The following is a 24,835-nucleotide window of genomic DNA, read 5'->3' as shown; positions in this document are numbered from 1 at the left end:
ACCATGGCACGTCGTCGCCACACTGAAGAGCATGTCAACCATGAGCGCTGGCTGGTTTCCTATGCTGACTTCATTACGTTGCTGTTCGCCTTTTTCGTGGTGATGTATTCCATCTCTTCGATCAACGAAGGCAAGTACAAGGTGATCTCCGAAGCCTTGATCGGCGTCTTCACCGATTCGGATCGCGCCCTCAAGCCGATCCCCATTGGTGACGAGCGCCCGCGCACCGTGACCCCAGCCCAGCCGCTGGTCAAGGATGCCGAGCAGATCGACGCGGGGCTCGCCCAGGCCAGCAACGACCCGCTCAAGAGCATTGCCGACGACATCAGCGCGGCGTTTGGTGACTTGATCAGCTCCAACCAGATGACCGTGCGCGGTAACGAGTTGTGGGTCGAGATCGAACTGAACTCCAGCTTGCTGTTCGGCAGCGGCGACGCCATGCCCAGCGATATCGCGTTCAGTATCATCGACAAGGTCGCGGCGATTCTGAAACCGTTCGACAACCCGATTCACGTTGAAGGGTTCACGGACGATCAACCGATCCGCACCGCGCAGTACCCGACCAACTGGGAACTGTCCTCGGCCCGTTCGGCGAGCATCGTGCGCATGCTGGCCATGCAGGGAGTCAACCCTGGGAGGCTGGCCTCGGTGGGTTACGGTGAGTTTCAGCCGGTGGCCAACAACGCCACCGCCGAAGGCCGCGCACGCAACCGTCGGGTGGTGCTGGTGGTGTCGCGCAATCTCGATGTGCGGCGCAGCCTGACCGCCACCGGAGCCGCCCATGCGCAACCGGACGCCGCCTTGAAGCGTGCTGGCACACAAACTGCACCGACGCCTGTCAAGTCGCCGGGCAACGCGAGTGCCGTCAATTCTCCGTCACCCGGCTTAACACGTTGAGCTATTTCTCGGTTGCCCCTGTACGACCGGGAGGAACGAACTGAATGAGAGTCTGGGCAGTTGCCAATCAAAAGGGTGGTGTTGGTAAAACCACGTCCTCCATCGCTTTAGCCGGATTACTGGCCGAGGCGGGCAAGCGTGTGGTCGTGGTCGACCTGGACCCCCACGGCTCCATGACCAGCTACTTCGGCTACGACCCCGATAGCCTGGAGCACAGCAGCTACGACCTGTTCTTGCACAAGGGCAGCGTGCCCCAGGGGTTGCCCGGGCAGTTGCTGTTGCCGACCAGCGATGAACACATTTCCCTGTTGCCCTCCAGCACCGCGCTGGCCACCCTTGAGCGCCAGTCGCCGGGGCAGAGTGGCCTGGGCCTGGTCATCGCCAAGAGTCTGGCGCAGCTGTGGCAAGACTTCGATTACGCACTGATCGACAGCCCGCCGTTGCTCGGTGTGCTGATGGTCAATGCCTTGGCGGCCAGCCAGCAACTGGTGATCCCGGTTCAGACCGAGCACTTGGCGGTCAAAGGGCTGGAGCGCATGGTCAATACCCTGGCGATGATCAACCGCTCACGCAAGCAGGCGTTGCCGTTTACCATCGTGCCGACCCTGTTCGACCGTCGCACCCAGGCCTCGCTTGGCACCTTGAGGGTGTTGCGCGACCTGTACCCGGATGACATCTGGCAAGGCTATATCCCGGTCGATACCCGGCTGCGCGACGCCAGCCGGGCGGGGCTGACACCTTCGCAGTTCGACGGCAAGAGCCGTGGCGTGCTGGCCTATCGTTCGTTGCTCAAGCACTTGCTGGCCCAGCAACTTGTCGCGCAGGTGGCTTGAGATGAATCGGCCGGTACAGATCGCATCTCGCCCGCAATTGGCATTGCAGTCCTATCTGGATGGGTTGCTGCAAGAGGCGACCGAAGAGCTGGCACCCGAAGTGGTCCAGGTCATTGAAGTCCTCGAGGTGATCGAGGTTGAAGACGCGCTGGACGAGTTCCAGGCCGCGGTACTCGAAGAACAGGCGCGTGACGCGCAGGCCCCCGTGGTGGTGGCCGAGCCGCTCACCCCGGCGATGACCAGTGAACCTGTCGTGGTGCCGGTGCTGGAGGCCCCTGCACTGGAAGCCCCTGCACCGATTCTGGCACCTGTGTCTTTGGTTGCTCCTTTACAGCAGGCACTGGTTGAGCCCGTGGCTGAAGTGCACTTGCCGCCCAGCCAGACACCACCTCCGCTCAAGGGCGATGGCCGGCCGAGCTGGGCCGCGGAGCCGTTCGAATGCCTGCTGTTCGACGTCGCCGGTTTGACCCTGGCCGTGCCGCTGGTGTGCCTGGGTTCGATCTATCCGCTGGCCGGGCACGAGCTGACACCGTTGTTCGGGCAGCCGGAGTGGTTCCTCGGGATTTTGCCGAGCCAGGCCGGCAACCTGAAGGTGCTGGATACCGCGCGCTGGGTCATGCCCGATCGCTATCGCGACGATTTTCGCCAGGGCCTGCAATACGTGATCTCGGTTCAGGGTTATGAGTGGGGGCTGGCGGTGCATCAGGTCAGCCGCTCGTTGCGCCTGGATCCGAACGAAATCAAATGGCGCAGCCACCGTGGTCAACGACCCTGGTTGGCAGGCACCGTGATTGAACACATGTGTGCGTTGCTGGACGTCTCGGAACTGGCGGAGTTGATCGCCAGTGGTGGCGCCAGGCACATGGGCAATTTGAAACCGGTCAATTGACCGACATAACAGACAGCGGGTCGCATGCACCGTGCGGCCAGGCAGAACACACACCGCCATGGGCGGTTTTTCGAGGGGTCAGGGTATGAATGATAAGGCGTCGTCTGCAAAGGGTTCCGAAGATCCGATCCTGCAATGGGTAACCTTCAAGCTGGACAATGAAACCTACGGCATCAATGTGATGCGCGTTCAGGAAGTCCTGCGTTACACCGAGATCGCTCCGGTTCCGGGTGCGCCAAGCTATGTGCTGGGCATCATCAACCTGCGCGGCAACGTGGTCACGGTGATCGACACTCGCCAGCGCTTCGGCCTGGGGACGGTGGAAGTCAGCGACAACACCCGGATCGTGATCATCGAGGCCGACAAGCAAGTGGTCGGGATCATGGTCGACAGCGTGGCTGAAGTGGTTTACCTGCGTCAGTCGGAAATCGAGACCGCGCCGAATGTCGGTAACGACGAGTCGGCCAAGTTCATTCAGGGCGTGTGCAACAAGAACAACGAATTGCTGATCCTGGTCGAGCTGGACAAGATGATGAGCGAAGAAGAGTGGTCGGAACTGGAGAGTATCTGATTGATTCTCGAGGTTGCTGTCATTGTGCTGGGGTTGCTCTGGATCGGCACCCTGGCGATGTGTCTGGCCTACACCCGCAAGCAGCGCGAGCTGGCGGTGGAGCAGGCCAAGGCGGATGCGTTGCGCGATCAACGCCTCAAGGACCTGGCCAGACGCGTCGACAACTACCAGGACGGTAACGTGCGCATGGGCGAAGACCTGCATGAGTTGCGTGCGGTGGTCGGGCCCTTGCCGGACAAACTGGCGCAGCTCGAGCAGCGCGACCCGACGAGCCTGTCGTTCGCCCAGGCGGCGCGGCTGGTGGGGATGGGCGCCAGCGTCGATGAACTCACTCAGTCCTGCGGCCTGACCCAGGCCGAGGCGGAGTTGATGCGCAAGATGCATAAGGGCAGCTAGAGGTTTCTAGCCGCAAGCTGCAAGTGAAAGCAACGTGCTATGGCTTGCAGCTTAAAGCTCACAACTGCCCCTAACAGTCACATCCCTCTCTTCCATCGCTGTCTGTGAATGCTGCTCGGCGGGAAACTTGCCCTTGAGTTTCCAGGCGAACGCAATGATCTCGGCAATCGTTCGATACAACTCCTCCGGAATGCTGTCCCCCAATTCCATCCGCGCCAGCAGTCTCACCAGTTCGGCGCTTTCATAGATCGGCACTTCACAGTCGCGGGCGATTTTCAGGATGGCTTCGGCCAGCGCTTCGTCACCCTTGGCGGTCAGAGTGGGGGCGTGGCTGCCGTCGTACTTGAGGGCGATGGCCTGGCGGGGCGGGTTGGGGTTTTTCATGCGGTATCGTCGACCCAGCGTTGTTCGAGACGGGTTTGCGAGCCCTGGGGTGGTTTGCCGAGGTGGCAATCCAGCTCGCCGACGTTCAGCCCAGCGGCCAGCAGTTGCGCACGCAGGCTGCCCAGGTGCTGTTCGATCAGGCTCGCGGTGTAGGGCTGCTCGGCCCAGAGCTGGCTGGACAGGCTGCCGCGTACCAGTTGCGCCTGGACTTGCAGCGGCCCCAGCGGCTCCAGGTCGAAGGCCAGGTCAACCCGCCACAGCGGTTGCCGGATTTCGCGTTCGGCGGGTTGATCCTTGTGCTCCCGGGGTGGGGGATCTTCACGCTGGAGTTTGACCTGCAACGGCATAATGTCTTGCCCATTGCGCATGGGGATTTCCAATTGCCAGGTGGTTTGCAGCCGACCCTCCTCGGTCATGCCGGTTTGCTCCAGACCCGCCAGCTGATGGCTTTGCAGGCGAGAGATGGCAGCTGCCGCCAGGCGCAACAAGTGCTCCAGGTCGCCTTCGCCGTCCTGGCTCTGCAGTAAGCGCGAGGGCAAGGGAAAGCTGCCGGGGTGCGGTTTGGCACTGACCTGGCCCAGGGTCCCGAGGGCGTTGCGCACGAAGCTTGGCAGGGCCTGGGCCAAGGTGTTGGCCGCAATGGCGGCATTGAAACTGGTATTGGCCGGCAACCCCGGTGCCAGCTGTGCCACCAGGCGCAGCAGGTTGCCTTTCAGGTCTTGAGCCAGCTCGGGAGGTGCTCCGGCGAGCAGCTTGTTTTCCAGAAACAGACCGCTATTGGCCAACGCCTGCGCCAGCCCTTTGCTGGAGCTCAATTGTTGCGCGTCGGGCAGGCTTGCCAGCAGTTGCTCGACGGTGGCGCGCACCTGCGCAGGCTGGGTGCCGGCGGGCAGGTTTTGCAAGGCCTTGAGCAAGCCTTCCAGCGAGCCTTGACGGTGTTGCTGGTGGATCAGCTGTTGGGCAATCGCCAGTTGATCCTGGCGGTTGGCGAGCGGCACGAAACTCAGGGTCTGCGAATCCTGGACCAGGGCGCTGAGCAGGGTGCCGATGCGCAGCGGTTGCGTGCTGTCGATACTCAGGGTACTGCCGCTGAGCGCGGTGTTGAGCAGGCTCACCATGGAGCGGTACACCGCCGGTTGCCCCGGGGGTTGGGGTAACGCCTGCTGGGTCAGTACTTTACCCTGCAACAGTGTGCCGACCGGCAGTTGCGAGGTGTCCAGGCGGGTGAGGGCGGCAATGTTCGCGGCCTGGGCCTGTTGCACCGTGATTGCCAGGTTGCTGGCCGAGGGTTGAGTGAGGGTCAGGTTTGTACCCTGGGTCAGCGGAAGATTGCTGGTGGCCTGCACCGTGGTCTGGCGGCCGCTGTCGAGCGTGACCTTGAGCAGGAGCTGGAAGGTCTGGTCGTTCTGCTTGAGCGACAGGACTTGCGCGTCGGCACTTTTGCCGGCCGCGATCAGACCGTCCATGGGCGTGAGCAGCTTGAGCAACTCGCCACTGACCTGCTGGCGCGACGGAACCGCCGCGGTGGGGGGCAGTGGAAGAATGTTGATCTCACCGGTCATCAGGTCACACCCTGTCGAAATTGCCCTCTTTAGAGTAGGACATCGCATGTATAATGCGGCCCGTCTTCGGAGACCTTGCGAAAACATCGCAATTGTTTGACCCAGCTCTCTGGAACAGGCCGTCAATGCCTCTATGCTGCACCACTTTAACGGCCGATCCACTGCCGACTTGAACCGTAAAGGCCCGCGATCTTTTGACCATCCCTCGACTACAAGCCGTAGCGCTCGCCTGCGAGCGAGACTTGCGAATGCTCTTCGAGCACCTCGAATTGCAGCTGGGCAGCGGTGACATGTTGCAGATCAGCGGCCCCAACGGCAGTGGCAAGACCAGCCTGCTGCGCCTGCTCGCCGGGTTGATGCAGCCCACCAGCGGCCAGGTGTTGCTCAATGGCCAGCCACTCAATCAGCAGCGCACGGAGCTGGCCCACAACCTGCTGTGGATCGGCCATGCCGCCGGCATCAAGGACTTGCTGACCCCTGAGGAGAACCTCAGCTGGTTGTGCGCCTTGCATCGACCGGCCACCCATGAGGCCATCTGGCGGGCGCTGGAAGCGGTAGGACTGCGTGGTTTTGAAGATGTTCCCTGCCACACCCTGTCCGCCGGGCAGCAACGCCGGGTCGCCCTGGCGCGGTTGTACCTGGACAGCCCGAAGCTGTGGATTCTCGACGAGCCGTTTACCGCGCTCGACAAACAAGGTGTCGCCCAGCTGGAAGAACACCTGGCCGCACACTGCGAGCAGGGTGGCATGGTGGTCTTGACCACTCACCACACCCTGACCCGGATGCCGGCCGGTTACCGCGACATTGATCTGGGGCGGTGGGCCGTATGAGTGTCTTTGCGCTGTTGGTCGCCCGTGAGGCGCGCTTGTTGTGTCGTCGTCCGGCAGAGCTGGCCAACCCTCTCGTATTCTTCGCCATCGTCGTTGCATTGTTCCCGCTGGCGGTCGGACCTGAGACACAATTGTTGCAAACCTTGTCACCGGGCCTGGTCTGGGTAGCGGCCCTTTTGTCGGTTTTGCTCTCGCTGGACGGGCTTTTCCGCAGTGATTTCGAGGACGGATCCCTTGAGCAGTGGGTCCTTTCGTCGCACCCCCTGCCTCTTCTGGTTTTGGCAAAAGTACTGGCACACTGGGTGTTTTCCGGCCTGGCACTGGTATTGCTTGCGCCGTTACTGGCGTTGATGCTCGGTTTGCCTGCCGCCTGTCTGCCGGTTTTGCTCTTGTCGCTGTTGCTGGGTACACCGGTACTGAGCTTGCTCGGTGCGGTCGGCGCGGCACTGACAGTGGGTCTCAAGCGTGGTGGCTTGCTGCTGGCGCTGTTGATTTTGCCGTTGTATATCCCGGTGTTGATCCTGGGCAGTGGTGCCTTGCAGGCGGCGCTCCAGGGTATGCCGACAACCGGTTATCTGCTGTGGCTGGGTAGCCTGGCCGCCCTGGCGATAACCCTGACACCCTTTGCAATAGCCGCTGGCCTGAAGATCAGCGTCGGCGAATAATGAGGCCTGGTTATTTTTTAATCAGTAAAGGCCCTGGCTTTTCGTGACAACGAAAAACAACCGTGATGGAAACAGTAATGAACTGGACCTGGTTTCATAAACTCGGCTCACCCAAGTGGTTTTACGGCATCAGCGGTAGAATGCTGCCCTGGCTGAGTATCGCCGCGTTGCTGCTGATCGGCATCGGTGCCGTCTGGGGCCTGGCCTTCGCGCCGCAGGACTACCAGCAAGGCAACAGCTTCCGGATCATCTACATTCATGTGCCGGCCGCCATGCTGGCCCAGTCCATCTATGTGATGCTGGCGGTCTGCGGCATTGTGGGACTGGTGTGGAAGATGAAACTGGCGGACGTGGCCCTGCAATGCGCCGCGCCGATCGGTGCCTGGATGACTGCCGTGGCGCTGGTGACCGGGGCGATCTGGGGCAAGCCGACCTGGGGCTCGTGGTGGGTCTGGGATGCCCGGCTGACGTCGATGCTGATCCTGCTGTTCCTGTACTTCGGTCTCATTGCCTTGGGCAACGCCATCAGCAATCGCGACAGCGCGGCCAAGGCCTGCGCGGTGCTGGCGATTGTCGGCGTGATCAACATCCCGATCATCAAGTACTCGGTGGAGTGGTGGAACACCCTGCACCAGGGCGCCACCTTCACCCTTACCGAAAAACCGGCGATGCCGGCGGAAATGTGGCTGCCGTTGTTGCTCACGGTGCTGGGCTTCTACTGTTTCTTCGGCGCCGTGCTATTGCTGCGCATGCGCCTTGAAGTGCTCAAGCGCGAAGCGCGTGCCAGCTGGGTGAAAGCCGAAGTGCAAAACAGCCTGGAGGCCGCGTCATGAGTTTCGCTTCATTTGGCGACTTCCTCGCCATGGGCCATCACGGTCTTTATGTCTGGTCGGCCTATGGCATCTGCCTGGCGGTACTGGCCCTCAACGTGGCCGCGCCGATCCTGGCCCGCAAGCGTTATCTGCAACAAGAGGCGCGTCGTCTGCGCCGGGAGAACAGCCAGTGAATCCGCTGCGTAAAAAGCGTCTTGTCATCATTCTCGCGATCCTGGTCGGTGTCGGCGCTGCCGTCGGCCTGGCCTTGAGCGCCCTGCAGCAGAACATCAACCTGTTCTACACGCCGACCCAGATCGCCAACGGCGAAGCCCCGCAAGACACGCGCATCCGCGCGGGCGGCATGGTGGAAGCCGGGTCCCTGCAACGTTCCGGCGATTCGCTGGACGTGAGGTTCGTGGTGACTGACTTCAACAAGTCGGTGACCATCACCTACCGCGGCATCCTTCCAGACCTGTTCCGCGAAGGACAGGGCATCGTTGCGCTGGGCAAGCTGAACGCCGATGGCGTGGTAGTGGCGGACGAAGTGTTGGCCAAGCACGACGAGAAGTACATGCCGCCCGAAGTGACCAAGGCGCTCAAAGACAGTGGTCAATCCGCTCCCACACCCGCGAAGGAGGGTTGATCCATGACTTCCGGTCTCTTTATGCCCGAGCTTGGCCACCTGGCGATGATTCTCGCCCTGTGCTTTGCCGTCGTGCAGGCCATTGTGCCGTTGCTCGGCGCCTGGCGCGGCGATCGCCTGTGGATGGGCCTGGCCCAGCCAGCGGCGTGGGGGCAGTTCACCTTTCTGGCGTTCGCCTTCGGGTGCCTGACCTATGCCTTCATGGCCGATGACTTCTCGGTCGCCTATGTGGCCAACAACTCCAACAGTGCCTTGCCCTGGTACTACAAGTTCAGCGCCGTGTGGGGCGCCCACGAAGGTTCCCTGTTGTTGTGGGCGCTGATTCTCGGTGGCTGGACCTTCGCGGTGTCGGTGTTCTCCCGGCAACTGCCGCAGGTCATGCTGGCCCGGGTACTGGCGGTGATGGGCATGATCAGCACCGGTTTCCTGCTGTTCCTGATCGCTACCTCGAACCCCTTCGAGCGCATCCTGCCGCAAATGCCGACGGATGGCGCCGACCTCAATCCGTTGCTGCAAGACATCGGCCTGATCGTTCACCCGCCGATGCTCTACATGGGCTACGTCGGCTTCTCGGTGGCCTTCGCCTTCGCCATTGCCGCGCTGATGGGCGGTCGCCTGGATGCGGCGTGGGCCCGCTGGTCCCGTCCCTGGACCATTGTTGCCTGGGCTTTCCTGGGTATCGGCATCACCCTCGGCTCGTGGTGGGCCTACTACGAACTCGGCTGGGGTGGCTGGTGGTTCTGGGACCCGGTGGAAAACGCCTCGTTCATGCCATGGCTGGTCGGTACTGCGCTGATCCACTCGCTGGCGGTGACTGAAAAGCGGGGTGTGTTCAAGAGCTGGACCGTGTTGCTGGCCATCGCCGCATTTTCCCTGAGCCTGCTGGGCACCTTCCTGGTCCGTTCCGGCGTCCTGACGTCGGTGCACGCATTCGCCTCGGACCCTGAGCGTGGCGTGTTCATCCTGATCTTCCTGCTGTTCGTGGTGGGCGGTTCACTGACGCTGTTTGCCTTGCGCGCGCCGGTGGTCAAGAGTCACGTGGGCTTCAACCTGTGGTCCCGGGAAACCCTGCTGCTGGGCAATAACCTGGTGCTGGTGGTGGCGGCCTCGATGATTCTGCTGGGCACCCTGTACCCGCTGGTGCTGGACGCCCTGACCGGCGCCAAGCTGTCGGTGGGCCCGCCGTACTTCAATGCCCTGTTCATTCCCTTGATGGCATTGCTGATGGTGGTGATGGCGGTGGGCGTGCTGGTGCGCTGGAAAGACACCCCGGTGAAATGGTTGCTGGGCATGCTGACCCCGGTGCTCCTGGGCAGCGCCGCGCTGGCGGTGGTGGCCGGGATCGCTTACGGCGATTTCAACTGGGCGGTGCTGGCGACCTTCATGCTCGCGGCCTGGGTGTTGCTGGCCGGTGTGCGTGACATCTTCGACAAAACCCGTCACAAGGGCCTGATCAAGGGCCTGCCGACCCTGACCCGCAGCTACTGGGGCATGCAGATTGCGCATTTGGGCATTGCCGTGTGCGCGCTGGGCGTGGTGCTGTCGAGCCAGAACAGTGCCGAGCGCGATTTGCGCCTGGACCCGGGCGAGTCGATGGAGCTGGCCGGTTATCACTTCGTGTTCGAAGGGGCCAAGCACTTCGAAGGCCCGAACTTCACCTCCGACAAGGGCACCGTGCGGGTGATCCGCGATGGCAAGGAAGTCAGTGTCCTGCACCCGGAAAAACGCCTGTATACCGTGCAGAACTCGGTCATGACCGAGGCCGGGATCGATGCCGGTTTCACCCGTGACATCTATGTGGCCCTGGGTGAATCCCTGGGCGATGGCGCCTGGGCCGTGCGCGTGCACGTCAAGCCGTTCGTGCGCTGGATCTGGTTCGGCGGCCTGCTCACCGGTTTTGGCGGTTTGCTGGCGGCAATGGACCGGCGTTATCGGGTCAAGGTGAAAAGCCGTGTGCGTGAAGCACTGGGCATGACGGGAGCGACTGCATGAAACGTTGGTTGATGGTGTTGCCACTGGCGCTGTTCCTGGTGGTCGCCGTGTTTCTTTATCGCGGGTTGTACCTGAACCCGGCCGAGTTGCCTTCGGCGATGATCGGCAAGCCGTTCCCGGAGTTCACCCTGCCCACGGTGCAGGGTGACAAGACCCTGACCCGCGCCGACCTGCTGGGCAAGCCGGCACTGGTCAACGTCTGGGGGACCTGGTGCATTTCCTGCCGGGTCGAACACCCGGTGCTGAACAAGCTGGCCGAGCAGGGCGTAGTGATCTACGGCGTCAACTACAAGGACGTCAATGCCGATGCCCTGAAGTGGCTGGCCGAGTTTCACAACCCGTACTTGCTGGACATCCGTGACGAGGAGGGCACCCTGGGCCTGAACCTGGGTGTCTACGGTGCCCCGGAAACCTTCTTCATCGACGCCAAGGGCATTATTCGCGACAAATACGTCGGGGTGATCGACGAAGTGGTCTGGCGTGAGCAACTGGCGCCCAAGTACCAGGCGCTGGTCGACGAGGCCAAGCCATGAAGCGCTGGATTGTTGCCGCCGTACTGGGCTTGAGCATCGCGGGTGTGGCCCACGCGGCCATCGACACCTACGAGTTCGCCAAGGAAGGCGATCGCGAGCGGTTTCGCGAGCTGACCAAAGAGCTGCGTTGCCCCAAGTGCCAGAACCAGGACATTGCCGACTCCAACGCGCCGATTGCCGCTGACCTGCGCAAAGAGATTTTCCGCATGCTCGGCGAGGGCAAGGACAACCAGCAGATCATCGACTTCATGGTCGATCGCTACGGCGACTTCGTGCGCTACAAGCCGGCCCTGACCGGCAAGACCGCGCTGCTGTGGTTTGGCCCGGCCGGGCTGTTGCTCGGGGGTGTGGTGGTGATTGCCCTGATCGTCCGTCGTCGGCGCGTCGAGCGTGCCGCTGGCAAGGACACGCTTACTGACGAGGAGCGCAAGCGCCTCGACCAACTGTTGGATAAAAACCAAGAATGATTGATTTCTGGCTCGCTGCAGGTCTGCTTCTACTGGTTGCCCTGAGTTTTCTGTTGATCCCGGTGCTGCGGGGCCGTCGCGCCCAGCGCGAAGAGGATCGTACCGCGCTGAACGTGGCGCTTTACCAAGAGCGCGTGGCCGAGTTGCAGTCGCAGCAGGCCGAAGGCGTGCTCGATGCGACGCAGATGAGCGCCGGTCGTGACGAAGCCGCCCGTGAGCTGTTGGCCGACACCGAAGGTGCCGATACCGGTCGGGTTTCCCGCCTGGGCAAGCCGCTGCCGTTGCTGGCCGCGATCCTGGTGCCGGTGTTGGGGCTGGGGTTGTACCTGCATTTTGGTGCCAGCGACAAGGTCGAATTGACCCGCGAGTTCGCCCAGGCGCCGCAGACCATGGAAGAGATGACCCTGCGCCTGGAGCGTGCCGTTGCCGCTCAGCCGGACTCTGCCGAAGGCCTGTACTTCCTGGGGCGTACCTATATGGCCCAGGACCGTCCGGCGGACGCCGCGAAGATGTTCGAACGCACCGTGGCCATTGCCGGCCGTCAGCCCGAGTTGCTCGGCCAGTGGGCCCAGGCCCAGTACTTTGCCGACAACAAGAAGTGGTCGGACAAGGTCCAGGCGTTGACCGACGAAGCGCTCAAGGCTGATCCGAAAGAAGTCACCAGCCTCGGCCTGCTGGGCATCGCGGCCTTCGAAGGCGAGCGTTACCAGGAGGCCATCGACTACTGGAATCGCCTGCTGGCGCAACTGCCCGCCGAGGACAATTCGCGCAGCGCCCTGCAAGGCGGCATTCAACGGGCGAGCGAAAAACTGCAGGAGAGCGGCGGTGCCGTGGCCAAGGCTCCGGTCGCCGCGGCCAAGCCCGCGGCGCTGTTGAAGGTGACCGTCGACCTGGCGGCTGACCTGAAGGCCAAGGTCCTGCCGGGTGACAGCGTGTTCATCTTTGCGCGCGCCACGTCCGGCCCGCCGGCCCCCCTGGCAGCCAAGCGCCTGACCGTTGCCGACCTGCCCGTGACCGTTGAGCTGGGTGATGCCGACGCAATGATGCCGCAGTTGAAACTGTCCAACTTTCCTGAAGTCCAACTGGTTGCGCGCGTGTCCCGTGCCGGTCAACCGACTGCCGGCGAATGGATCGGTCGCAGCCAGCCTTTGGCCAGCAGCACCACCGCGCCGCAAAAACTGACCATCGACAGTCCGGACAAATAACCAGGAAACACCGCAATGACCGTATTCGCCCGTATCACTCTGCTCAGTCTGGTTTTGGGGTTGAGCGCCTGTGCGGTCCAGGAGCCATTACCGGATACCCGGCCATTGCCGCCGAGCCCGCCATCGGGCCCGACGACCAAGCCTGGACCCTCCACCGCGCCCAGCAAGCCGGTGACCCCGAACAAACCGGGCAAGCCCCTGCCGCGCACCTCGGCAAGCTTCGCCCCGCCTCCTGGCGGTAACAGCCACTGGGACGCCAAGTTGGGCGTCTATGTTCTCGACGACCAGACCAACGTCTTCTACCGCCAGCGCACCTATTACCGCTGGAACAACGGTTGGAGCCGCAGCATCAGCCCGCAGGGGCCATGGGAGGATACCGATATCCATGGCGTGCCGTCGGGGTTGGGCCGGCAGTACGGGCAGTAATGAAAACGGCGCCTTGGGGCGCCGTTTCAGCATTCAGAGAATGGCTCGGTAGTGGGTGAGTTCCTTGACAGATTGGACGAGTCCTTGTCGCTGCAGCAGCGCCAGATAACTGTCGACATCCATTGATGGCAGTTTCAGATGAGCACGCTGGCGCTGGGCTGCTGCAATGACTGCTGCGGGGTCGAGATCGAACAGGTTGTCTATGAACTCATCGGGATGCTGTGCCTCGACACCCAGAGGCCCCAATGTGCTGGCAGGAAAGTCCTTTTGATTGAAGGTCACGATGACACCGGCACCGCAGCGCAGGGCGGCCGCCAGGACATGACGATCATCGGCATCTGGTAGCGACAGCCCTTCGATCAGGTTTTCATAGCGGGTGACGCAGGCATCAGGAACGGCCTGGTCCATCAGAGTGGAGGTGCGATCCAGTTGTTCTACTGTGAGGTCGGGCCGATTTTTCAGAAGGTTTCTTTTCCACTCATTGTGTATCTGCTGTGTCCATCTGGCGCGGAATCGCCCGGAAAGGGCAAGCCACATCAGGAAGTCGCGTAATGGGGCGGGATAGAGCACGCAGGCGTCATACACAACGGTGAAAGAGGAGTGCCTCACTCGTATCCGAACCTCAGCGTCTGAGCCTGTTCTGCGAGCAATGCCATGGCGTGTTCGCTGGCTGCATCGCGCTTGTGCTTATAGTCCATCAGTTCGGCAAAGCGCACACGACGGTGCTTGCCTGTTTTGTGGTAGGACAGTTCCCCGCATTCCAGCAGCTTGATCAGATGTGGGCGCGAGACATTGAGCAAGTCGGCGGCCTCCTGAGTGGTCAGCTCCGCATGTACCGGCACGACCTTGACCGCATTGCCTGCTGCCAGCTCCGCCAGGATGTCGACCAGCAACCGCAGTGCCGAGGTGGGAAGCTCGACGTTGTGGGCTTCATTTTGCTCATCGATTATTTGAATCTGTTGAGTTTCAAAGTGAGTCGAAAGATACGCCACCAATGCACGTTGGCCTTCAATGGCTGCTTTGATTTCACGCTCCATGGGTAGGCTGATGGGTGGGGGGATAACTGAAGGCATGACGGTGTTCCAGAATGCTTAATGGTGTGTTTTTTGAGGTTATTCGAAACAAACGAAAATCGCAATAAACGAAAATGCTGGATGGTGTTTCTCTGTGTTATTTCTCTCGAGCAGTCCACCTGAGTCTTCGCGGGTGCTGGTGAGTGATTCTTTCGCTGGCGCAATGGCGGGTTGAACTGGAGGTGATGCCTGCGTAGCACGAGATAAATACGCCCCATGAAAAAGGCGACCCGAAGGTCGCCTTTGTAAGGCCTCGCTCAGCGGTTACTGGCCGCTATAGATCTGGTCGAAAACACCGCCATCGTTGAAGTGGGTTTTCTGCACGGTGCGCCAGTCACCGAAGGTTTTCTCCACCGACAGGAAATCGACTGTCGGGAAGCGGTCGGTATATTTGGCGAGGATGGCCGGGTCACGCGGGCGCAGGTAGTTGGCGGCGGCAATTTCCTGGCCCTGTGGGGACCACAGGTATTTCAGGTACTCGTCGGCGGCGGCGCGGGTGCCTTTCTTGTCGACGACCTTGTCGACCACGCTCACCGGTGGCTCGGCTTCGGCGGAGACGCTCGGGTAGATCACTTCGAACTGGTCGCGGCCGAACTCGCGGGCGATCATTTCCGCTTCGTTTTCGAAAGTCACCAGCACGTCGCCAATCTGGTTGGTCATGAAGGTGGTGGTGGCGGCGCGGCCACCGGTGTCGAGCACCGGGGCTTGCTTGAACAGTTTGCCGACGAAGTCCTTGGCCTTGTTCTCGTCGCCACCATTCTTCAGCACGTAGCCCCAGGCCGACAGGTAGGTGTAGCGGCCGTTACCCGAGGTTTTCGGGTTTGGCACGATGACCTGGACGCCATCCTTGAGCAGGTCTGGCCAGTCTTTCAGGGCTTTGGGGTTGCCTTTGCGGACGATGAACACGGTGGCCGAGGTGAACGGTGCACTGTTGTTCGGCAGGCGGGTGACCCAGTTCTCAGGGACCAGTTTGCCGTTGTCGGCCAACGCGTTGATGTCGGTGGCCATGTTCATGGTGATGATGTCGGCTGGCAGGCCGTCGATCACCGAGCGCGCCTGTTTGCTGGAGCCGCCGAAGGACATCTGCACGGTGATGTTTTCGTTGTGCTCGGCTTGCCAGTGTTTCTGGAAGGCAGTGTTGTAGTCCTTGTAGAAATCGCGCATCACGTCGTAGGAAACGTTGAGCAGGGTCGGTGCGGCTTGAGCCATGCTAGCGAGGGTCAGGCCAGCGGCCAGAAGTGAAGCGCCAAAGATTTTTTTCACTGCACATTCCTTTTGTTCGAGAGAGTGAAGGCAATTTGCCGTCGACTATAGCGGGAGCTCTATAGCTCTTTAAATACTAAAAAGTGCTTTGCTTATTCGATTTTCTTGAATAGCGCGTTGCCGCAGCGTGAGCAGAATGACGCGCCGTGTTCATGGTTGTCTTTGCTGCACACCGGGCAGTCGTGCTGCAGCTTTTCCCCGCGCATGGCGTTGGCCAGCTCCGCGGTGAAGATCCCGGTGGGCACGGCAATGATCGAGTAACCGGTGATCATCACCATCGACGAAATGATCTGGCCCAATATGGTCTTGGGCACGATGTCGCCGTAACCGACGGTGGTCAGGGTCACGATTGCCCAATAGATGCCTTTGGGAATGCTGGTAAAGCCATGTTCCGGACCTTCGACCACGTACATCAGGGTGCCGAACACCGTCACCAGGGTGCAGACACTGAGCAGGAACACCAGGATTTTCTGTTTGCTGCCGCGCAAGGCGTCGAGCAGGTAATGGGCCTGCTTGAGGTAGGGGCCGAGCTTGAGCACGCGGAAGATCCGCAGCATCCGGATCACCCGGATGATCAACAGGTACTGGGCGTCGCTGTAATACAGCGCCAGGATTCCCGGCACGATCGCCAGCAGGTCCACCAAGCCATAGAAGCTGAAGGCATAACGCAGCGGTTTGGGGGAGCAGTACAGGCGCAGGCCGTACTCGAGCAGGAAAATCGCGGTGAAGCCCCACTCTATGGCGGCCAGCAGGCCGGCGTAGTTCTGATGGACGTCATCGATGCTGTCCAGGATCACCACCACCAGGCTGGCGAAGATGATCAGCAGCAAGCTGGTGTCGAAGCGCCGTCCCGCCGGTGTGTCGGTCTGGAAAATAATCACGTACAGGCGATTGCGCCACGTGTCCCTGCTGTCCATTCACATCGCCTTGGCTGTAAATCAGCGCAGCCTAGGTTGATTCTCCGGGGTTTGGCAAGGCGAACGGTCGCGGGGTGTGCGGCGCAGCAGGCGAATACCGGCACGCAGCAACCAGCAGGCGAGGATGAAGGGCGCGGTCAGCGTTGCCAGGCCCATGGCGGCGAAGGCCGGTGTGAGCAGGATCGCCAGCGCGATACCCAGCAGCGGCAGCCAGGGTTGGCGGCGTTGTTGGCTGAGGGCCAGGGCTGCCAGTGCCGGGTTGTAGCCCTGCAGGCCGAGCAAGGCGCCTGAGGTGTCGTTCATCCACAGGGCGCAGGTCAGGCCGGCGGCTGAGCCCACCAGCGCCCAGAGGGCGGCACGGCGATCGGCGAGCAATAGACCGGCGGCGATCAGGACACCCGCCAGCGGATGGTCGAGGAACATGACCTGGCCCAGGCCCTTGAGTCCGGCGCCCAGCAGGTTCAAGGCCGTGAGTTCGGCCACGGGGTCGGGCGTTGCAGGGGTGGGCGCGGCGAAGCTCAGGAGCAACCAGCCCAATAGCACGAAGGGCGCGGTATAGGCGGGTAGAAAGCGCTGCTTGCGGGTGCGTTTGAGCCATTGCTCGGTGAGCATGGCGCTCAACCCGCCGCAGGCGAGGATCAGGGGCGGCAGCATGGCCGACCAACTGAAGGCCAGGCTCAGCAACAGGCCGATCAATACGCCGTTGTAGCTGAACAGGCCGGCCTGGCGATCCGCCTTGGCATAACCACGACGTTGCGCGGTGAGCAAGCCGGCAACGCCACCCAGCAGGGCGCCGCCGAGCAAGGCCGGGGCCGTCAGGAGGATGGCCAGCAGGCACAGCAGGCCGCACAACGGGTTGCGCTGGAGGAAAATCTGGCTGAAGCCGTTGAGCAGGGCAGTGGCCCAATCGGGGCAATGGGTGTTGAAGTGGTTGGCAGGCATGAAGATCATTACCGGGGAGTTGCATAAAACCCTGTGGCGAGGGAGCGTGCTCCCGCTGGGCCGCAAGGCGGCCCTAAAATCGATGAGCGCGGTTTTTCTGTGGAAACTGTCATGCCGAAAGACGACTGCTCTGCAGTCGAGCGCAAGCTTGCTCCCTCGCCACAAGGGCAGTTCGTTAGATCAATGTCTCTATTCGCAGTGAGTTAGTCGACCCGGGTTGACCGAAAGGCACACCGGCGGTGATCAACAACGTGTCGCCACGCTGGGCCATGCCTTGCGCCTGGGCGATTTCCAGCGCGGTAGAGCACACTTCATCCACCTGGCGCAGGCGATCGTTGACCACTGAGTGCACGCCCCAGGCCACGCTCAGGCGCCGCGCGGTCGACAGGTTGGGGGTCAGGTTGAGGATCGGCACCGAAGGACGCTCGCGAGCGGCCCGCAAGCTCGAGGTGCCTGACTCGCTGTAGTTCACCAGCACCGCCACCGGCAAGATGTTGCTGATCCGGCGAATGGCGCAACTGATGGCGTCCGAGGTAGTGGCCTCGGCTTTCGGTCGGCTGACCTCCAGCTGTGCCTGATAATCCGGGCCGCTTTCGACCTGGCGGATGATCTTGCTCATCATCTGCACCGCTTCGAGCGGGTAGTCGCCGGAGGCGGTTTCCGCCGACAGCATCACCGCGTCAGTGCCTTCGGCCACGGCCGTGGCCACATCGGTGACCTCGGCACGGGTCGGTGCCGGAGAGAAACGCATCGACTCCAGCATCTGGGTCGCCACCACCACCGGCTTGCCGAGCTGGCGGCAGGTGCTGATGATGTCTTTCTGGATCTGCGGCACACTCTCGGCCGGGACTTCCACGCCCAGGTCACCACGGGCCACCATGATCGCGTCGCTCAGCTCGGCGATCTCGCGCAACTGTTCAACGGCCGATGGCTTCTCGATTTTCGCCATCAAGAAGGCTTTGTCGCCGATCAGCGAACGGGCTTCACGAATGTCGTCAGGACGCTGGACGAACGACAGGGCCACCCAGTCCACACCCAGCTCCAGGCCGAAACTCAGGTCGCTACGATCCTTTTCGGTCAGCGGGCTGAGGTCGAGTACCGCTTGCGGCACGTTGACGCCCTTGCGGTCCGACAGTTCACCGCCATTGAGCACTGTGGTGTCGATGGCGTCGGCGTACTTGGTCACCACCCGTAGGCGCAGCTTGCCGTCGTCCAGCAGCAGGTCCATGCCGGGTTCCAGGGCGGCGATGATTTCCGGGTGCGGCAGGTTGACCCGGCGTTCATCGCCCGGTGTGGTATCCAGGTCCAGGCGCAAGGCCTGTCCCCGGACCAGTTGCACCTTGCCCTGGGCGAACTTGCCGACCCGCAGTTTCGGGCCTTGCAGGTCCATCAGAATGCCGAGTGGGTAGTTGAGCTGGCGTTCGACTTCGCGGATCCACTGATAGCGCTGGGCGTGATCGGCGTGTTCGCCGTGGCTGAAGTTCAGGCGGAAGATGTTGACCCCGGCCTGCACCAGCTCGCGAATGGTGTCGATCCCGTCGGTGGCGGGACCCAGGGTGGCGAGGATTTTGACCTTTTTATCAGGCGTCATGTTTAGGGTTCTCGAGGATCAGGATGGCACGGAAGTCGTTGACGTTGGTGCGCGTTGGCTCGGTGACGATCAGGGCGTCGAGTGCCTCGAAGTAGCCGTAGCCATTGTTGTTGTCCAGTTCATCGTTGGCACTCAGGCCCAGCGCCGTGGCGCGAGCGTAGCTGTCCGGGGTCATGATGGCGCCGGCGTTGTCCTCGGAGCCGTCGATGCCGTCGGTATCACCGGCCAGGGCGTAGACACCCGGCAGGCCTTTGAGGCTATCGGTCAGGCTGAGCAGGAACTCGGCATTGCGTCCGCCACGGCCATTGCCGCGTACGGTGACGGTGGTCTCACCACCCGACAGGATTACGCAAGGAGCCGCCAGGGGCTGGCCGTGCAGCACCACTTGGCGCGCGATCCCGGCGTGGACTTTCGCCACTTCGCGGGACTCGCCTTCCAGGTCACCAAGGATCAACGGGCTGAAACCGGCTTGACGGGCTTTTACCGCGGCCGCTTCCAGGGATTGCTGGGGGCGGGCAATCAGTTGGAAATGGTTGCGTGCCAGGCATGGATCGCCAGGTTTCACGGTCTCGGATTCGGGGTTTTGCAGCCAGCTGCGTACCGATGCCGGGACATCGATGGCGTAGCGTTTGAGAATGGCCAGCGCGTCTGCCGAGGTGCTGGGGTCGGCCACGGTCGGGCCGGACGCGATCACCGTGGCGAGGTCGCCCGGGACATCGGAAATGGCATAGGTGTAGACCGTCGCGGGCCAGCAGGCTTTGCCCAGGCGTCCGCCCTTGATCGCCGAGAGATGCTTGCGCACGCAGTTCATCTCGCCAATGGTCGCACCGGACTTGAGCAGGGCTTTGTTGATCGCCTGTTTGTCGGCCAGGGTGATACCGGCAGCGGGCAGGGCCAGCAAGGCTGAACCACCCCCCGACAGCAGGAAGATCACGCGGTCGTCTTCGCTGAGATTGCTGACCCGTTCCAGGACTCGCTTGGCCACGGCCAGGCCGGCGGCGTCGGGCACCGGGTGGGCGGCTTCGACCACTTCGATTTTTTCGCACGGTGCGCCGTGACTGTAGCGGGTGACGACCAGGCCGGACACTTCACCCTGCCAGCAGCGCTCGACCACCAGCGCCATGGCCGCGGCAGCCTTGCCGGCACCGATGACGATCACCCGACCGCTGCGGTCTTTGGGTAAATGGGCTTCGAGGACCTGTTGCGGATGGGCCGCGTCGATGGCGGTGGCGAACAGGTCGCGCAGGAATTGTTGCGGATCGACCGACATGGCGGGCTCCCAATCTTATTGTTTTTGGAACAGAGCTAATGATCGTTCCTTTGCTGCGCGTGGGAACGATCAGTACCGGGCAGGGCTTACTTCTTGTCGCGAATCGAGAAGTTCGCCATGTGTTCCAGGCCCTTGATCAGCGCCGAGTGGTCCCAGTTGCTGCCACCGATGGCCGCGCAGGTGCTGAACACTTGCTGGGTGTTGGCGGTGTTCGGCAGGTTGATGCCCAGCTCGCGAGCACCGGCCAGCGCCAGGTTGAGGTCTTTCTGGTGCAGGCTGATGCGGAAGCCCGGATCGAAGGTGCCTTTGATCATGCGCTCGCCGTGGACTTCGAGAATCTTCGATGAAGCAAAGCCACCCATCAGGGCTTCACGTACCTTGGCCGGGTCGGCACCGTTTTTCGAGGCGAACAACAGCGCTTCGGCAACGGCCTGGATGTTCAGCGCGACGATGATCTGGTTGGCTACCTTGGCGGTTTGACCGTCGCCATTGCCACCAACCAGGGTGATGTTCTTGCCCATGGCCTGGAACAGCGGCAGGGCGCGTTCGAAGGCGTTGGCGTCGCCGCCGACCATGATGCTCAGGGTGGCCGCCTTGGCGCCGACTTCACCACCGGATACCGGGGCGTCGAGGTACTGCGCGCCTTTTTCATTGATTTTGGCGGCGAAGGTTTTGGTCGCGGTCGGCGAGATCGAGCTCATGTCGATCACGACTTTGCCAGGGCCAACACCAGCGGCGACGCCATCGGCGCGGAACAGTACGTCGTCAACCTGCGGGGTATCCGGCACCATGACGATGATGAATTCGGCTTCCTGGGCGACTTCTTTCGGGTTCGCCAGCGCCACCGCGCCAGCGGCGACCAAGTCTGCCGGGGCTGGGTCGTGGTGTGCCGACAGGAACAGGCTGTGACCGGCTTTCTGCAGGTTCAACGCCATTGGGTGGCCCATGATGCCGGTGCCGATAAATCCGATTTTAGCCATGAGAAAATCCTCTTGTTTTGTGCTTTCTGTAGGAGCGAGCTTGCTCGCGAAAAACCTCAACGAAAACGCGTGCTGCCTGAGTAAGCGCGGCGCCTGATCGTTCTTCGCGAGCAAGCTCGCTCCTACAGGTAATGGGTCAAATTGCGTTATGGGTTTTCAACCAGCCAAGACCAGCTTCAGTGGTGGTCAGCGGCTTGTATTCACAGCCCACCCAGCCTTGATAACCGATGCGGTCCAGGTGTTCGAACAGGAAGCGGTAGTTGATTTCTCCGGTGCCTGGTTCGTTGCGGCCGGGGTTGTCGGCCAGCTGGATGTGGTTGATCTCGCCCAGGTGCGTGGCCATGGTGCGGGCCAGGTCACCTTCCATGATTTGCATGTGGTAGATGTCGTATTGCAGGAACAGGTTGGCACTGCCCACTTGTTCGCGAATCGACAGGGCTTGCGCGGTGTTGTTCAGGTAGAAGCCCGGGATGTCGCGGGTGTTGATGGCTTCCATCACCAGCTTGATGCCGGCCGCTTGCAGCTTGTCGGCGGCGAACCTCAGGTTGGCGACAAAGGTTTTTTCTACCGTGGCATCGTCGACGCCTTGTGGGCGGATACCGGCCAGGCAGTTGACCTGGGTGTTGCCCAGCACTTGCGCATAGGCGATTGCCAGGTCCACGCCAGCGCGGAACTCTTCCACGCGGTCAGGGTGGCAGGCGATCCCGCGTTCACCTTTGGCCCAATCACCGGCCGGCAGGTTGAATAGCACTTGAGTCAGACCGTTGGCATCCAGTTGCGCCTTGATTTCGGCGGAGCTGAAATCGTACGGGAACAGGTATTCGACACCACTGAAGCCGGCCTTGGCGGCCGCTTCGAAGCGGGCAAGAAAATCCTGCTCGGTAAACAGCATGGACAGGTTGGCTGCGAAACGCGGCATGGTGGTCTCCCTTAAGAGTTATCGTTCCCACGCTCTGCGTGGGAATGCCTCATTGGACGCTTTGCGTCCGCTGTTGGGACGCGGAGCGTCCCGGACTGCATTCCCACGCCGGAGCGTGGGAACGATCATCTAAACGCAATCAATCGAGCATCGAAATCGCAGTCGGTGCGTCGTTGCCGACCAGCGCCAGGTCTTCGAACTCGTTGACGGCGTTGATCTCGGTGCCCATGGAAATGTTGGTCACGCGCTCCAGAATGATCTCGACGATCACCGGAACCTTGAACTCCTCGATCAGCTCCTCGGCCTTGCGCAGGGCAGGGGCGATGTCGGCCGGCTCGAACACGCGCAGTGCCTTGCAACCCAGGCCCTCGGCCACGGCGACATGGTCAACCCCGTAGCCGTTGAGCTCTGGTGCATTGAGGTTGTCGAAGGACAACTGCACGCAGTAGTCCATGTCGAAACCGCGCTGCGCCTGACGGATCAGGCCCAGGTACGAGTTGTTCACCACGACATGGATGTACGGCAGTTTGAACTGCGCGCCCACCGCCAGCTCTTCAATCATGAACTGGAAGTCGTAGTCGCCCGAGAGTGCCACAACCTTGCGGCTCGGGTCAGCCTTGACCACGCCCAGTGCTGCCGGAATGGTCCAGCCCAGCGGGCCCGCCTGGCCACAGTTGATCCAGTGGCGCGGCTTGTAGACGTGCAGGAACTGCGCGCCGGCAATCTGCGACAGACCGATGGTGCTGACGTAGCAGGTGTCCTTGCCGAACACCTGGTTCATTTCCTCGTACACGCGCTGCGGCTTGACCGGTACGTTGTCGAAGTGAGTCTTGCGCTGCAGGCTGGCTTTGCGTTGCTGGCAGTCTTGCAACCAGGCGCTGCGGTTTTTCAGTTTGCCGGCGGCCTGCCATTCACGAGCCACTTCGATGAACACGGTCAGCGCGGCGGCGGCGTCGGAGACGATGCCCAGGTCCGGGGTGAACACGCGGCCGATTTGGGTCGGCTCGATGTCGACGTGGATGAACTTGCGGCCTTCGGTGTACACGTCGACCGAACCGGTATGACGGTTGGCCCAACGGTTACCCACGCCCAGCACCACGTCGGACTTGAGCATGGTGGCGTTGCCGTAGCGGTGCGACGTCTGCAGGCCAACCATGCCGACCATCAACGGGTGATCGTCCGGGATCGTGCCCCAGCCCATCAGGGTCGGGATCACCGGGATGCCGGTCAGCTCGGCGAACTCCACCAGCAGGTCGCTGGCATCGGCATTGATGATGCCGCCACCGGCCACCAGCAACGGGCGTTCAGCCTGGTCGAGCATGGCCAGGGCTTTTTCCACCTGCACGCGGGTAGCGCTCGGCTTGGCCAATGGCAGCGGTTGATAGGCGTCGATGTCGAATTCGATTTCGGCCATCTGCACGTCGAACGGCAGGTCAATCAGCACTGGGCCTGGACGGCCGGAGCGCATTTCATAGAAGGCCTTCTGGAACGCGTAAGGCACCTGGCCTGGTTCCATGACGGTGGTCGACCACTTGGTCACTGGCTTGACGATGGTGGTGATATCGACAGCCTGGAAGTCTTCCTTGTGCATACGGGCGCGGGGTGCCTGGCCGGTGATGCAAAGGATTGGAATCGAGTCGGCCGAGGCGCTGTAGAGCCCGGTGACCATGTCGGTACCGGCAGGGCCGGACGTCCCGATGCACACGCCGATGTTGCCGGCTTTCGTGCGGGTGTAGCCCTCGGCCATGTGTGAGGCGCCTTCAACGTGGCGAGCGAGGACGTGATCGATGCCGCCGACCTTTTGCAGGGCGGAGTACAGCGGGTTGATGGCAGCACCCGGGATGCCAAAAGCGGTATCAACCCCTTCACGGCGCATCACCAGAACGGCGGCTTCGATTGCTCTCATTTTGCTCATTGTTTTGTGCCTCTTTACGTTTTGTAATTGTATACAAGTGGCTTTGCGCAGAGTGTATTCACGGCGGACGGCGCAGGTCAATCCATTTTCTCAAGCGCTTGTTTCATTCGTCGGAAGCCCATAAACACTGTGGCGTTTCGTCGCATGGAGTGCTTTTCGATAATTATTGTATACAAAAAAATAACTCATTGTGTTCTATTTGCCTCATCTGGTTTCTCGACAAAATGAACCCAACGGCTTTCCCATAACAAAATAAGGACGGCACCCATGAGCGCTTTAACCTTGAAAGTCGCAGTCAACCTGGTCAATGAGGCCATCACCGCCGGGCGAGCAATCAACGCGGCCCCGCTGACCATTGCGGTACTGGATGCCGGCGGGCATCTGATCGCTCTGCAGCGTGAAGATGGCGCGAGCCTGCTGCGTCCCGACATTGCGATCGGCAAAGCCTGGGGCGCGATTGCGCTGGGCAAGGGCTCGCGGCTATTGGCACTGGACGCGCAACAGCGTCCGGCGTTTATCGCGGCGTTGAACAGCCTGGGGCAGGGCAGCGTGGTCCCCGCACCGGGCGGGGTGCTGATTCGGGATCAGGAAGGCAATGTACTGGGCGCCGTGGGGATCAGCGGTGACCTGTCGGATGTCGATGAGCAGTGTGCGATCAATGCCGTCGAGGCGCTGGGGCTGCGGGCGGACGCGGGGGTGGTGGCTTGATCTTCAGCGATTGAGCCATTGCAATCGCGGGTAGGCCGGCCTGGGTGATGTTTGGCTTGAGAAGCCAAAGCCAAAATCCACGAAACTCCATGCTTGGGAGCTCAAGCATGGAGTTGCCCACAAGGAGTGGGGAGGCTGGTTCAATGCGC

Annotated in this window: 28 protein-coding genes; 16 read left to right on the top strand and 12 right to left on the bottom strand. The window is 61.7% G+C overall.

What is annotated here, in order from left to right:
• The first annotated feature begins 3 nt into the window (after positions 1–3).
• The 5 genes from motD (at position 4) to CKW29_RS12000 (ending at position 3,586) form a co-directional block, all read left to right on the top strand.
• A complete protein-coding gene (motD, locus tag CKW29_RS12020; protein WP_095145798.1) occupies positions 4–897 on the top strand; it encodes a flagellar motor protein MotD in 894 nt (297 codons plus the stop codon).
• Positions 898–941: 44 nt separating this feature from the next.
• The gene (locus tag CKW29_RS12015; protein ID WP_095148567.1) at positions 942–1,730 is read left to right on the top strand and encodes a ParA family protein; all 789 of its coding nucleotides are present in this window, start codon (positions 942–944) and stop codon (positions 1,728–1,730) included.
• Between the two features lies 1 nt (position 1,731).
• Entirely contained in the window at positions 1,732–2,619 is an 888-nt protein-coding gene (locus CKW29_RS12010; RefSeq protein WP_095148566.1) for a CheW domain-containing protein, read from the top strand.
• 85 nt (positions 2,620–2,704) lie between these two features.
• Positions 2,705–3,190 (top strand): chemotaxis protein CheW, encoded by a 486-nt coding sequence (locus CKW29_RS12005; RefSeq protein ID WP_095080123.1) that lies wholly within the window; start codon positions 2,705–2,707, stop codon positions 3,188–3,190.
• The gene (locus CKW29_RS12000; RefSeq protein WP_095145711.1) at positions 3,191–3,586 is read left to right on the top strand and encodes a DUF2802 domain-containing protein; all 396 of its coding nucleotides are present in this window, start codon (positions 3,191–3,193) and stop codon (positions 3,584–3,586) included.
• A 51-nt stretch (positions 3,587–3,637) separates the two neighbouring features.
• Here the strand turns inward: CKW29_RS12000 and CKW29_RS11995 are convergent, their stop codons facing one another.
• Together CKW29_RS11995 and CKW29_RS11990 are read right to left on the bottom strand one after the other, a co-directional pair.
• Positions 3,638–3,970: an EscU/YscU/HrcU family type III secretion system export apparatus switch protein gene (locus CKW29_RS11995; protein WP_095148565.1), complete on the bottom strand. Its 333-nt coding sequence runs from the start codon at positions 3,968–3,970 to the stop codon at positions 3,638–3,640.
• Positions 3,967–5,532: a flagellar hook-length control protein FliK gene (locus CKW29_RS11990; protein WP_095148564.1), complete on the bottom strand. Its 1,566-nt coding sequence runs from the start codon at positions 5,530–5,532 to the stop codon at positions 3,967–3,969. Before CKW29_RS11990 ends, CKW29_RS11995 begins: the two co-directional genes overlap by 4 nt.
• A gap of 194 nt (positions 5,533–5,726) precedes the next feature.
• Between CKW29_RS11990 and ccmA the strand changes: the two genes are divergently transcribed.
• From ccmA to CKW29_RS11940, 10 genes are all read left to right on the top strand, one after another.
• Positions 5,727–6,362, top strand: a complete 636-nt coding sequence (gene ccmA, locus CKW29_RS11985; protein WP_095148563.1) for a cytochrome c biogenesis heme-transporting ATPase CcmA — start codon at positions 5,727–5,729, stop codon at positions 6,360–6,362.
• Positions 6,359–7,027, top strand: coding sequence for a heme exporter protein CcmB (gene ccmB, locus CKW29_RS11980; protein WP_095145718.1), 669 nt, complete (start codon positions 6,359–6,361; stop codon positions 7,025–7,027). The genes ccmA and ccmB overlap by 4 nt, the downstream gene beginning before the upstream one ends.
• Positions 7,028–7,104: 77 nt before the next feature.
• Positions 7,105–7,860, top strand: coding sequence for a heme ABC transporter permease (locus CKW29_RS11975; RefSeq protein WP_095148562.1), 756 nt, complete (start codon positions 7,105–7,107; stop codon positions 7,858–7,860).
• Positions 7,857–8,033 carry a heme exporter protein CcmD gene (gene ccmD / locus CKW29_RS11970; RefSeq protein WP_095080104.1) on the top strand — a complete coding sequence of 59 codons (177 nt, stop codon included), beginning with the start codon at positions 7,857–7,859 and terminating at the stop codon, positions 8,031–8,033. Before CKW29_RS11975 ends, ccmD begins: the two co-directional genes overlap by 4 nt.
• Positions 8,030–8,485 carry a cytochrome c maturation protein CcmE gene (gene ccmE / locus CKW29_RS11965; protein WP_095080103.1) on the top strand — a complete coding sequence of 152 codons (456 nt, stop codon included), beginning with the start codon at positions 8,030–8,032 and terminating at the stop codon, positions 8,483–8,485. Before ccmD ends, ccmE begins: the two co-directional genes overlap by 4 nt.
• A gap of 3 nt (positions 8,486–8,488) precedes the next feature.
• Positions 8,489–10,477, top strand: coding sequence for a heme lyase CcmF/NrfE family subunit (locus tag CKW29_RS11960; RefSeq protein ID WP_095148561.1), 1,989 nt, complete (start codon positions 8,489–8,491; stop codon positions 10,475–10,477).
• Positions 10,474–11,010, top strand: a complete 537-nt coding sequence (locus CKW29_RS11955) for a DsbE family thiol:disulfide interchange protein (RefSeq protein WP_095148560.1) — start codon at positions 10,474–10,476, stop codon at positions 11,008–11,010. The genes CKW29_RS11960 and CKW29_RS11955 overlap by 4 nt, the downstream gene beginning before the upstream one ends.
• Entirely contained in the window at positions 11,007–11,477 is a 471-nt protein-coding gene (locus CKW29_RS11950; protein WP_095148559.1) for a cytochrome c-type biogenesis protein, read from the top strand. Before CKW29_RS11955 ends, CKW29_RS11950 begins: the two co-directional genes overlap by 4 nt.
• On the top strand, positions 11,474–12,682 hold the full coding sequence (gene ccmI, locus CKW29_RS11945; protein WP_095145728.1) for a c-type cytochrome biogenesis protein CcmI: 1,209 nt from the start codon (positions 11,474–11,476) through the stop codon (positions 12,680–12,682). Before CKW29_RS11950 ends, ccmI begins: the two co-directional genes overlap by 4 nt.
• 15 nt (positions 12,683–12,697) lie before the next feature.
• Positions 12,698–13,108: a hypothetical protein gene (locus CKW29_RS11940; RefSeq protein WP_095145729.1), complete on the top strand. Its 411-nt coding sequence runs from the start codon at positions 12,698–12,700 to the stop codon at positions 13,106–13,108.
• A gap of 33 nt (positions 13,109–13,141) precedes the next feature.
• Here CKW29_RS11940 and CKW29_RS11935 read toward each other — a convergent pair whose 3' ends face one another.
• The 10 genes from CKW29_RS11935 to gcl all read right to left on the bottom strand — a co-directional run bounded on the left by CKW29_RS11935 (position 13,142) and on the right by gcl (position 23,978).
• A complete protein-coding gene (locus CKW29_RS11935) occupies positions 13,142–13,717 on the bottom strand; it encodes a PIN domain-containing protein (RefSeq protein ID WP_095145731.1) in 576 nt (191 codons plus the stop codon).
• On the bottom strand, positions 13,714–14,181 hold the full coding sequence (locus CKW29_RS11930; protein WP_095145732.1) for a helix-turn-helix domain-containing protein: 468 nt from the start codon (positions 14,179–14,181) through the stop codon (positions 13,714–13,716). Before CKW29_RS11930 ends, CKW29_RS11935 begins: the two co-directional genes overlap by 4 nt.
• A gap of 264 nt (positions 14,182–14,445) precedes the next feature.
• The gene (locus tag CKW29_RS11925) at positions 14,446–15,444 is read right to left on the bottom strand and encodes a sulfate ABC transporter substrate-binding protein (RefSeq protein ID WP_095145734.1); all 999 of its coding nucleotides are present in this window, start codon (positions 15,442–15,444) and stop codon (positions 14,446–14,448) included.
• 92 nt (positions 15,445–15,536) lie between these two features.
• The gene (locus CKW29_RS11920; protein ID WP_095145736.1) at positions 15,537–16,361 is read right to left on the bottom strand and encodes an ion transporter; all 825 of its coding nucleotides are present in this window, start codon (positions 16,359–16,361) and stop codon (positions 15,537–15,539) included.
• Positions 16,362–16,382: 21 nt separating this feature from the next.
• Positions 16,383–17,303, bottom strand: a complete 921-nt coding sequence (locus CKW29_RS11915) for an urea transporter (RefSeq protein ID WP_095148628.1) — start codon at positions 17,301–17,303, stop codon at positions 16,383–16,385.
• A 175-nt stretch (positions 17,304–17,478) separates the two neighbouring features.
• Positions 17,479–18,894, bottom strand: a complete 1,416-nt coding sequence (gene pyk, locus CKW29_RS11910) for a pyruvate kinase (protein WP_095148558.1) — start codon at positions 18,892–18,894, stop codon at positions 17,479–17,481.
• Positions 18,884–20,164, bottom strand: coding sequence for a glycerate kinase (locus CKW29_RS11905; RefSeq protein WP_095148557.1), 1,281 nt, complete (start codon positions 20,162–20,164; stop codon positions 18,884–18,886). Before CKW29_RS11905 ends, pyk begins: the two co-directional genes overlap by 11 nt.
• An 86-nt stretch (positions 20,165–20,250) precedes the next feature.
• Entirely contained in the window at positions 20,251–21,144 is an 894-nt protein-coding gene (locus tag CKW29_RS11900) for a 2-hydroxy-3-oxopropionate reductase (RefSeq protein WP_095148556.1), read from the bottom strand.
• A 136-nt stretch (positions 21,145–21,280) separates the two neighbouring features.
• Positions 21,281–22,063 (bottom strand): hydroxypyruvate isomerase, encoded by a 783-nt coding sequence (gene hyi / locus CKW29_RS11895; protein WP_095148555.1) that lies wholly within the window; start codon positions 22,061–22,063, stop codon positions 21,281–21,283.
• Positions 22,064–22,202: 139 nt separating this feature from the next.
• Positions 22,203–23,978, bottom strand: a complete 1,776-nt coding sequence (gene gcl, locus CKW29_RS11890; RefSeq protein WP_095145748.1) for a glyoxylate carboligase — start codon at positions 23,976–23,978, stop codon at positions 22,203–22,205.
• Between the two features lie 267 nt (positions 23,979–24,245).
• On the opposite strand from gcl, the gene CKW29_RS11885 reads away from it, so the two are divergent.
• Positions 24,246–24,686, top strand: coding sequence for a heme-binding protein (locus CKW29_RS11885; protein WP_095148554.1), 441 nt, complete (start codon positions 24,246–24,248; stop codon positions 24,684–24,686).
• Positions 24,687–24,835 lie beyond the last annotated feature (149 nt).

Origin of the sequence: Pseudomonas sp. Irchel s3a18, from assembly GCF_900187535.1 — a bacterium.
GTDB lineage: Bacteria > Pseudomonadota > Gammaproteobacteria > Pseudomonadales > Pseudomonadaceae > Aquipseudomonas.
Note: the sequence above shows the minus strand (reverse complement) of the source record. Positions and strands in the feature narration are given on the sequence as shown.

Bases quoted from the DNA above. Each gene is read 5' to 3' on its own strand.
- CKW29_RS11960 (WP_095148561.1), top strand. From the start codon at position 8,489: ATGACTTCCGGTCTCTTTATGCCCGAGCTTGGCCACCTGGCGATGATT.
- CKW29_RS11905 (WP_095148557.1), bottom strand. From the start codon at position 20,164: ATGTCGGTCGATCCGCAACAATTCCTGCGCGACCTGTTCGCCACCGCC.
- CKW29_RS11975 (WP_095148562.1), top strand. From the start codon at position 7,105: ATGAACTGGACCTGGTTTCATAAACTCGGCTCACCCAAGTGGTTTTAC.
- CKW29_RS11990 (WP_095148564.1), bottom strand. From the start codon at position 5,532: ATGACCGGTGAGATCAACATTCTTCCACTGCCCCCCACCGCGGCGGTT.
- ccmB (WP_095145718.1), top strand. From the start codon at position 6,359: ATGAGTGTCTTTGCGCTGTTGGTCGCCCGTGAGGCGCGCTTGTTGTGT.
- CKW29_RS11915 (WP_095148628.1), bottom strand. From the start codon at position 17,303: ATGCCTGCCAACCACTTCAACACCCATTGCCCCGATTGGGCCACTGCC.
- CKW29_RS12005 (WP_095080123.1), top strand. From the start codon at position 2,705: ATGAATGATAAGGCGTCGTCTGCAAAGGGTTCCGAAGATCCGATCCTG.
- ccmI (WP_095145728.1), top strand. From the start codon at position 11,474: ATGATTGATTTCTGGCTCGCTGCAGGTCTGCTTCTACTGGTTGCCCTG.
- ccmD (WP_095080104.1), top strand. From the start codon at position 7,857: ATGAGTTTCGCTTCATTTGGCGACTTCCTCGCCATGGGCCATCACGGT.
- CKW29_RS12010 (WP_095148566.1), top strand. From the start codon at position 1,732: ATGAATCGGCCGGTACAGATCGCATCTCGCCCGCAATTGGCATTGCAG.
- CKW29_RS11950 (WP_095148559.1), top strand. From the start codon at position 11,007: ATGAAGCGCTGGATTGTTGCCGCCGTACTGGGCTTGAGCATCGCGGGT.
- CKW29_RS11920 (WP_095145736.1), bottom strand. From the start codon at position 16,361: ATGGACAGCAGGGACACGTGGCGCAATCGCCTGTACGTGATTATTTTC.
- CKW29_RS11930 (WP_095145732.1), bottom strand. From the start codon at position 14,181: ATGCCTTCAGTTATCCCCCCACCCATCAGCCTACCCATGGAGCGTGAA.
- CKW29_RS12015 (WP_095148567.1), top strand. From the start codon at position 942: ATGAGAGTCTGGGCAGTTGCCAATCAAAAGGGTGGTGTTGGTAAAACC.
- CKW29_RS11900 (WP_095148556.1), bottom strand. From the start codon at position 21,144: ATGGCTAAAATCGGATTTATCGGCACCGGCATCATGGGCCACCCAATG.
- pyk (WP_095148558.1), bottom strand. From the start codon at position 18,894: ATGACGCCTGATAAAAAGGTCAAAATCCTCGCCACCCTGGGTCCCGCC.
- CKW29_RS11940 (WP_095145729.1), top strand. From the start codon at position 12,698: ATGACCGTATTCGCCCGTATCACTCTGCTCAGTCTGGTTTTGGGGTTG.
- motD (WP_095145798.1), top strand. From the start codon at position 4: ATGGCACGTCGTCGCCACACTGAAGAGCATGTCAACCATGAGCGCTGG.
- CKW29_RS11995 (WP_095148565.1), bottom strand. From the start codon at position 3,970: ATGAAAAACCCCAACCCGCCCCGCCAGGCCATCGCCCTCAAGTACGAC.
- hyi (WP_095148555.1), bottom strand. From the start codon at position 22,063: ATGCCGCGTTTCGCAGCCAACCTGTCCATGCTGTTTACCGAGCAGGAT.
- CKW29_RS11885 (WP_095148554.1), top strand. From the start codon at position 24,246: ATGAGCGCTTTAACCTTGAAAGTCGCAGTCAACCTGGTCAATGAGGCC.
- gcl (WP_095145748.1), bottom strand. From the start codon at position 23,978: ATGAGCAAAATGAGAGCAATCGAAGCCGCCGTTCTGGTGATGCGCCGT.
- CKW29_RS11955 (WP_095148560.1), top strand. From the start codon at position 10,474: ATGAAACGTTGGTTGATGGTGTTGCCACTGGCGCTGTTCCTGGTGGTC.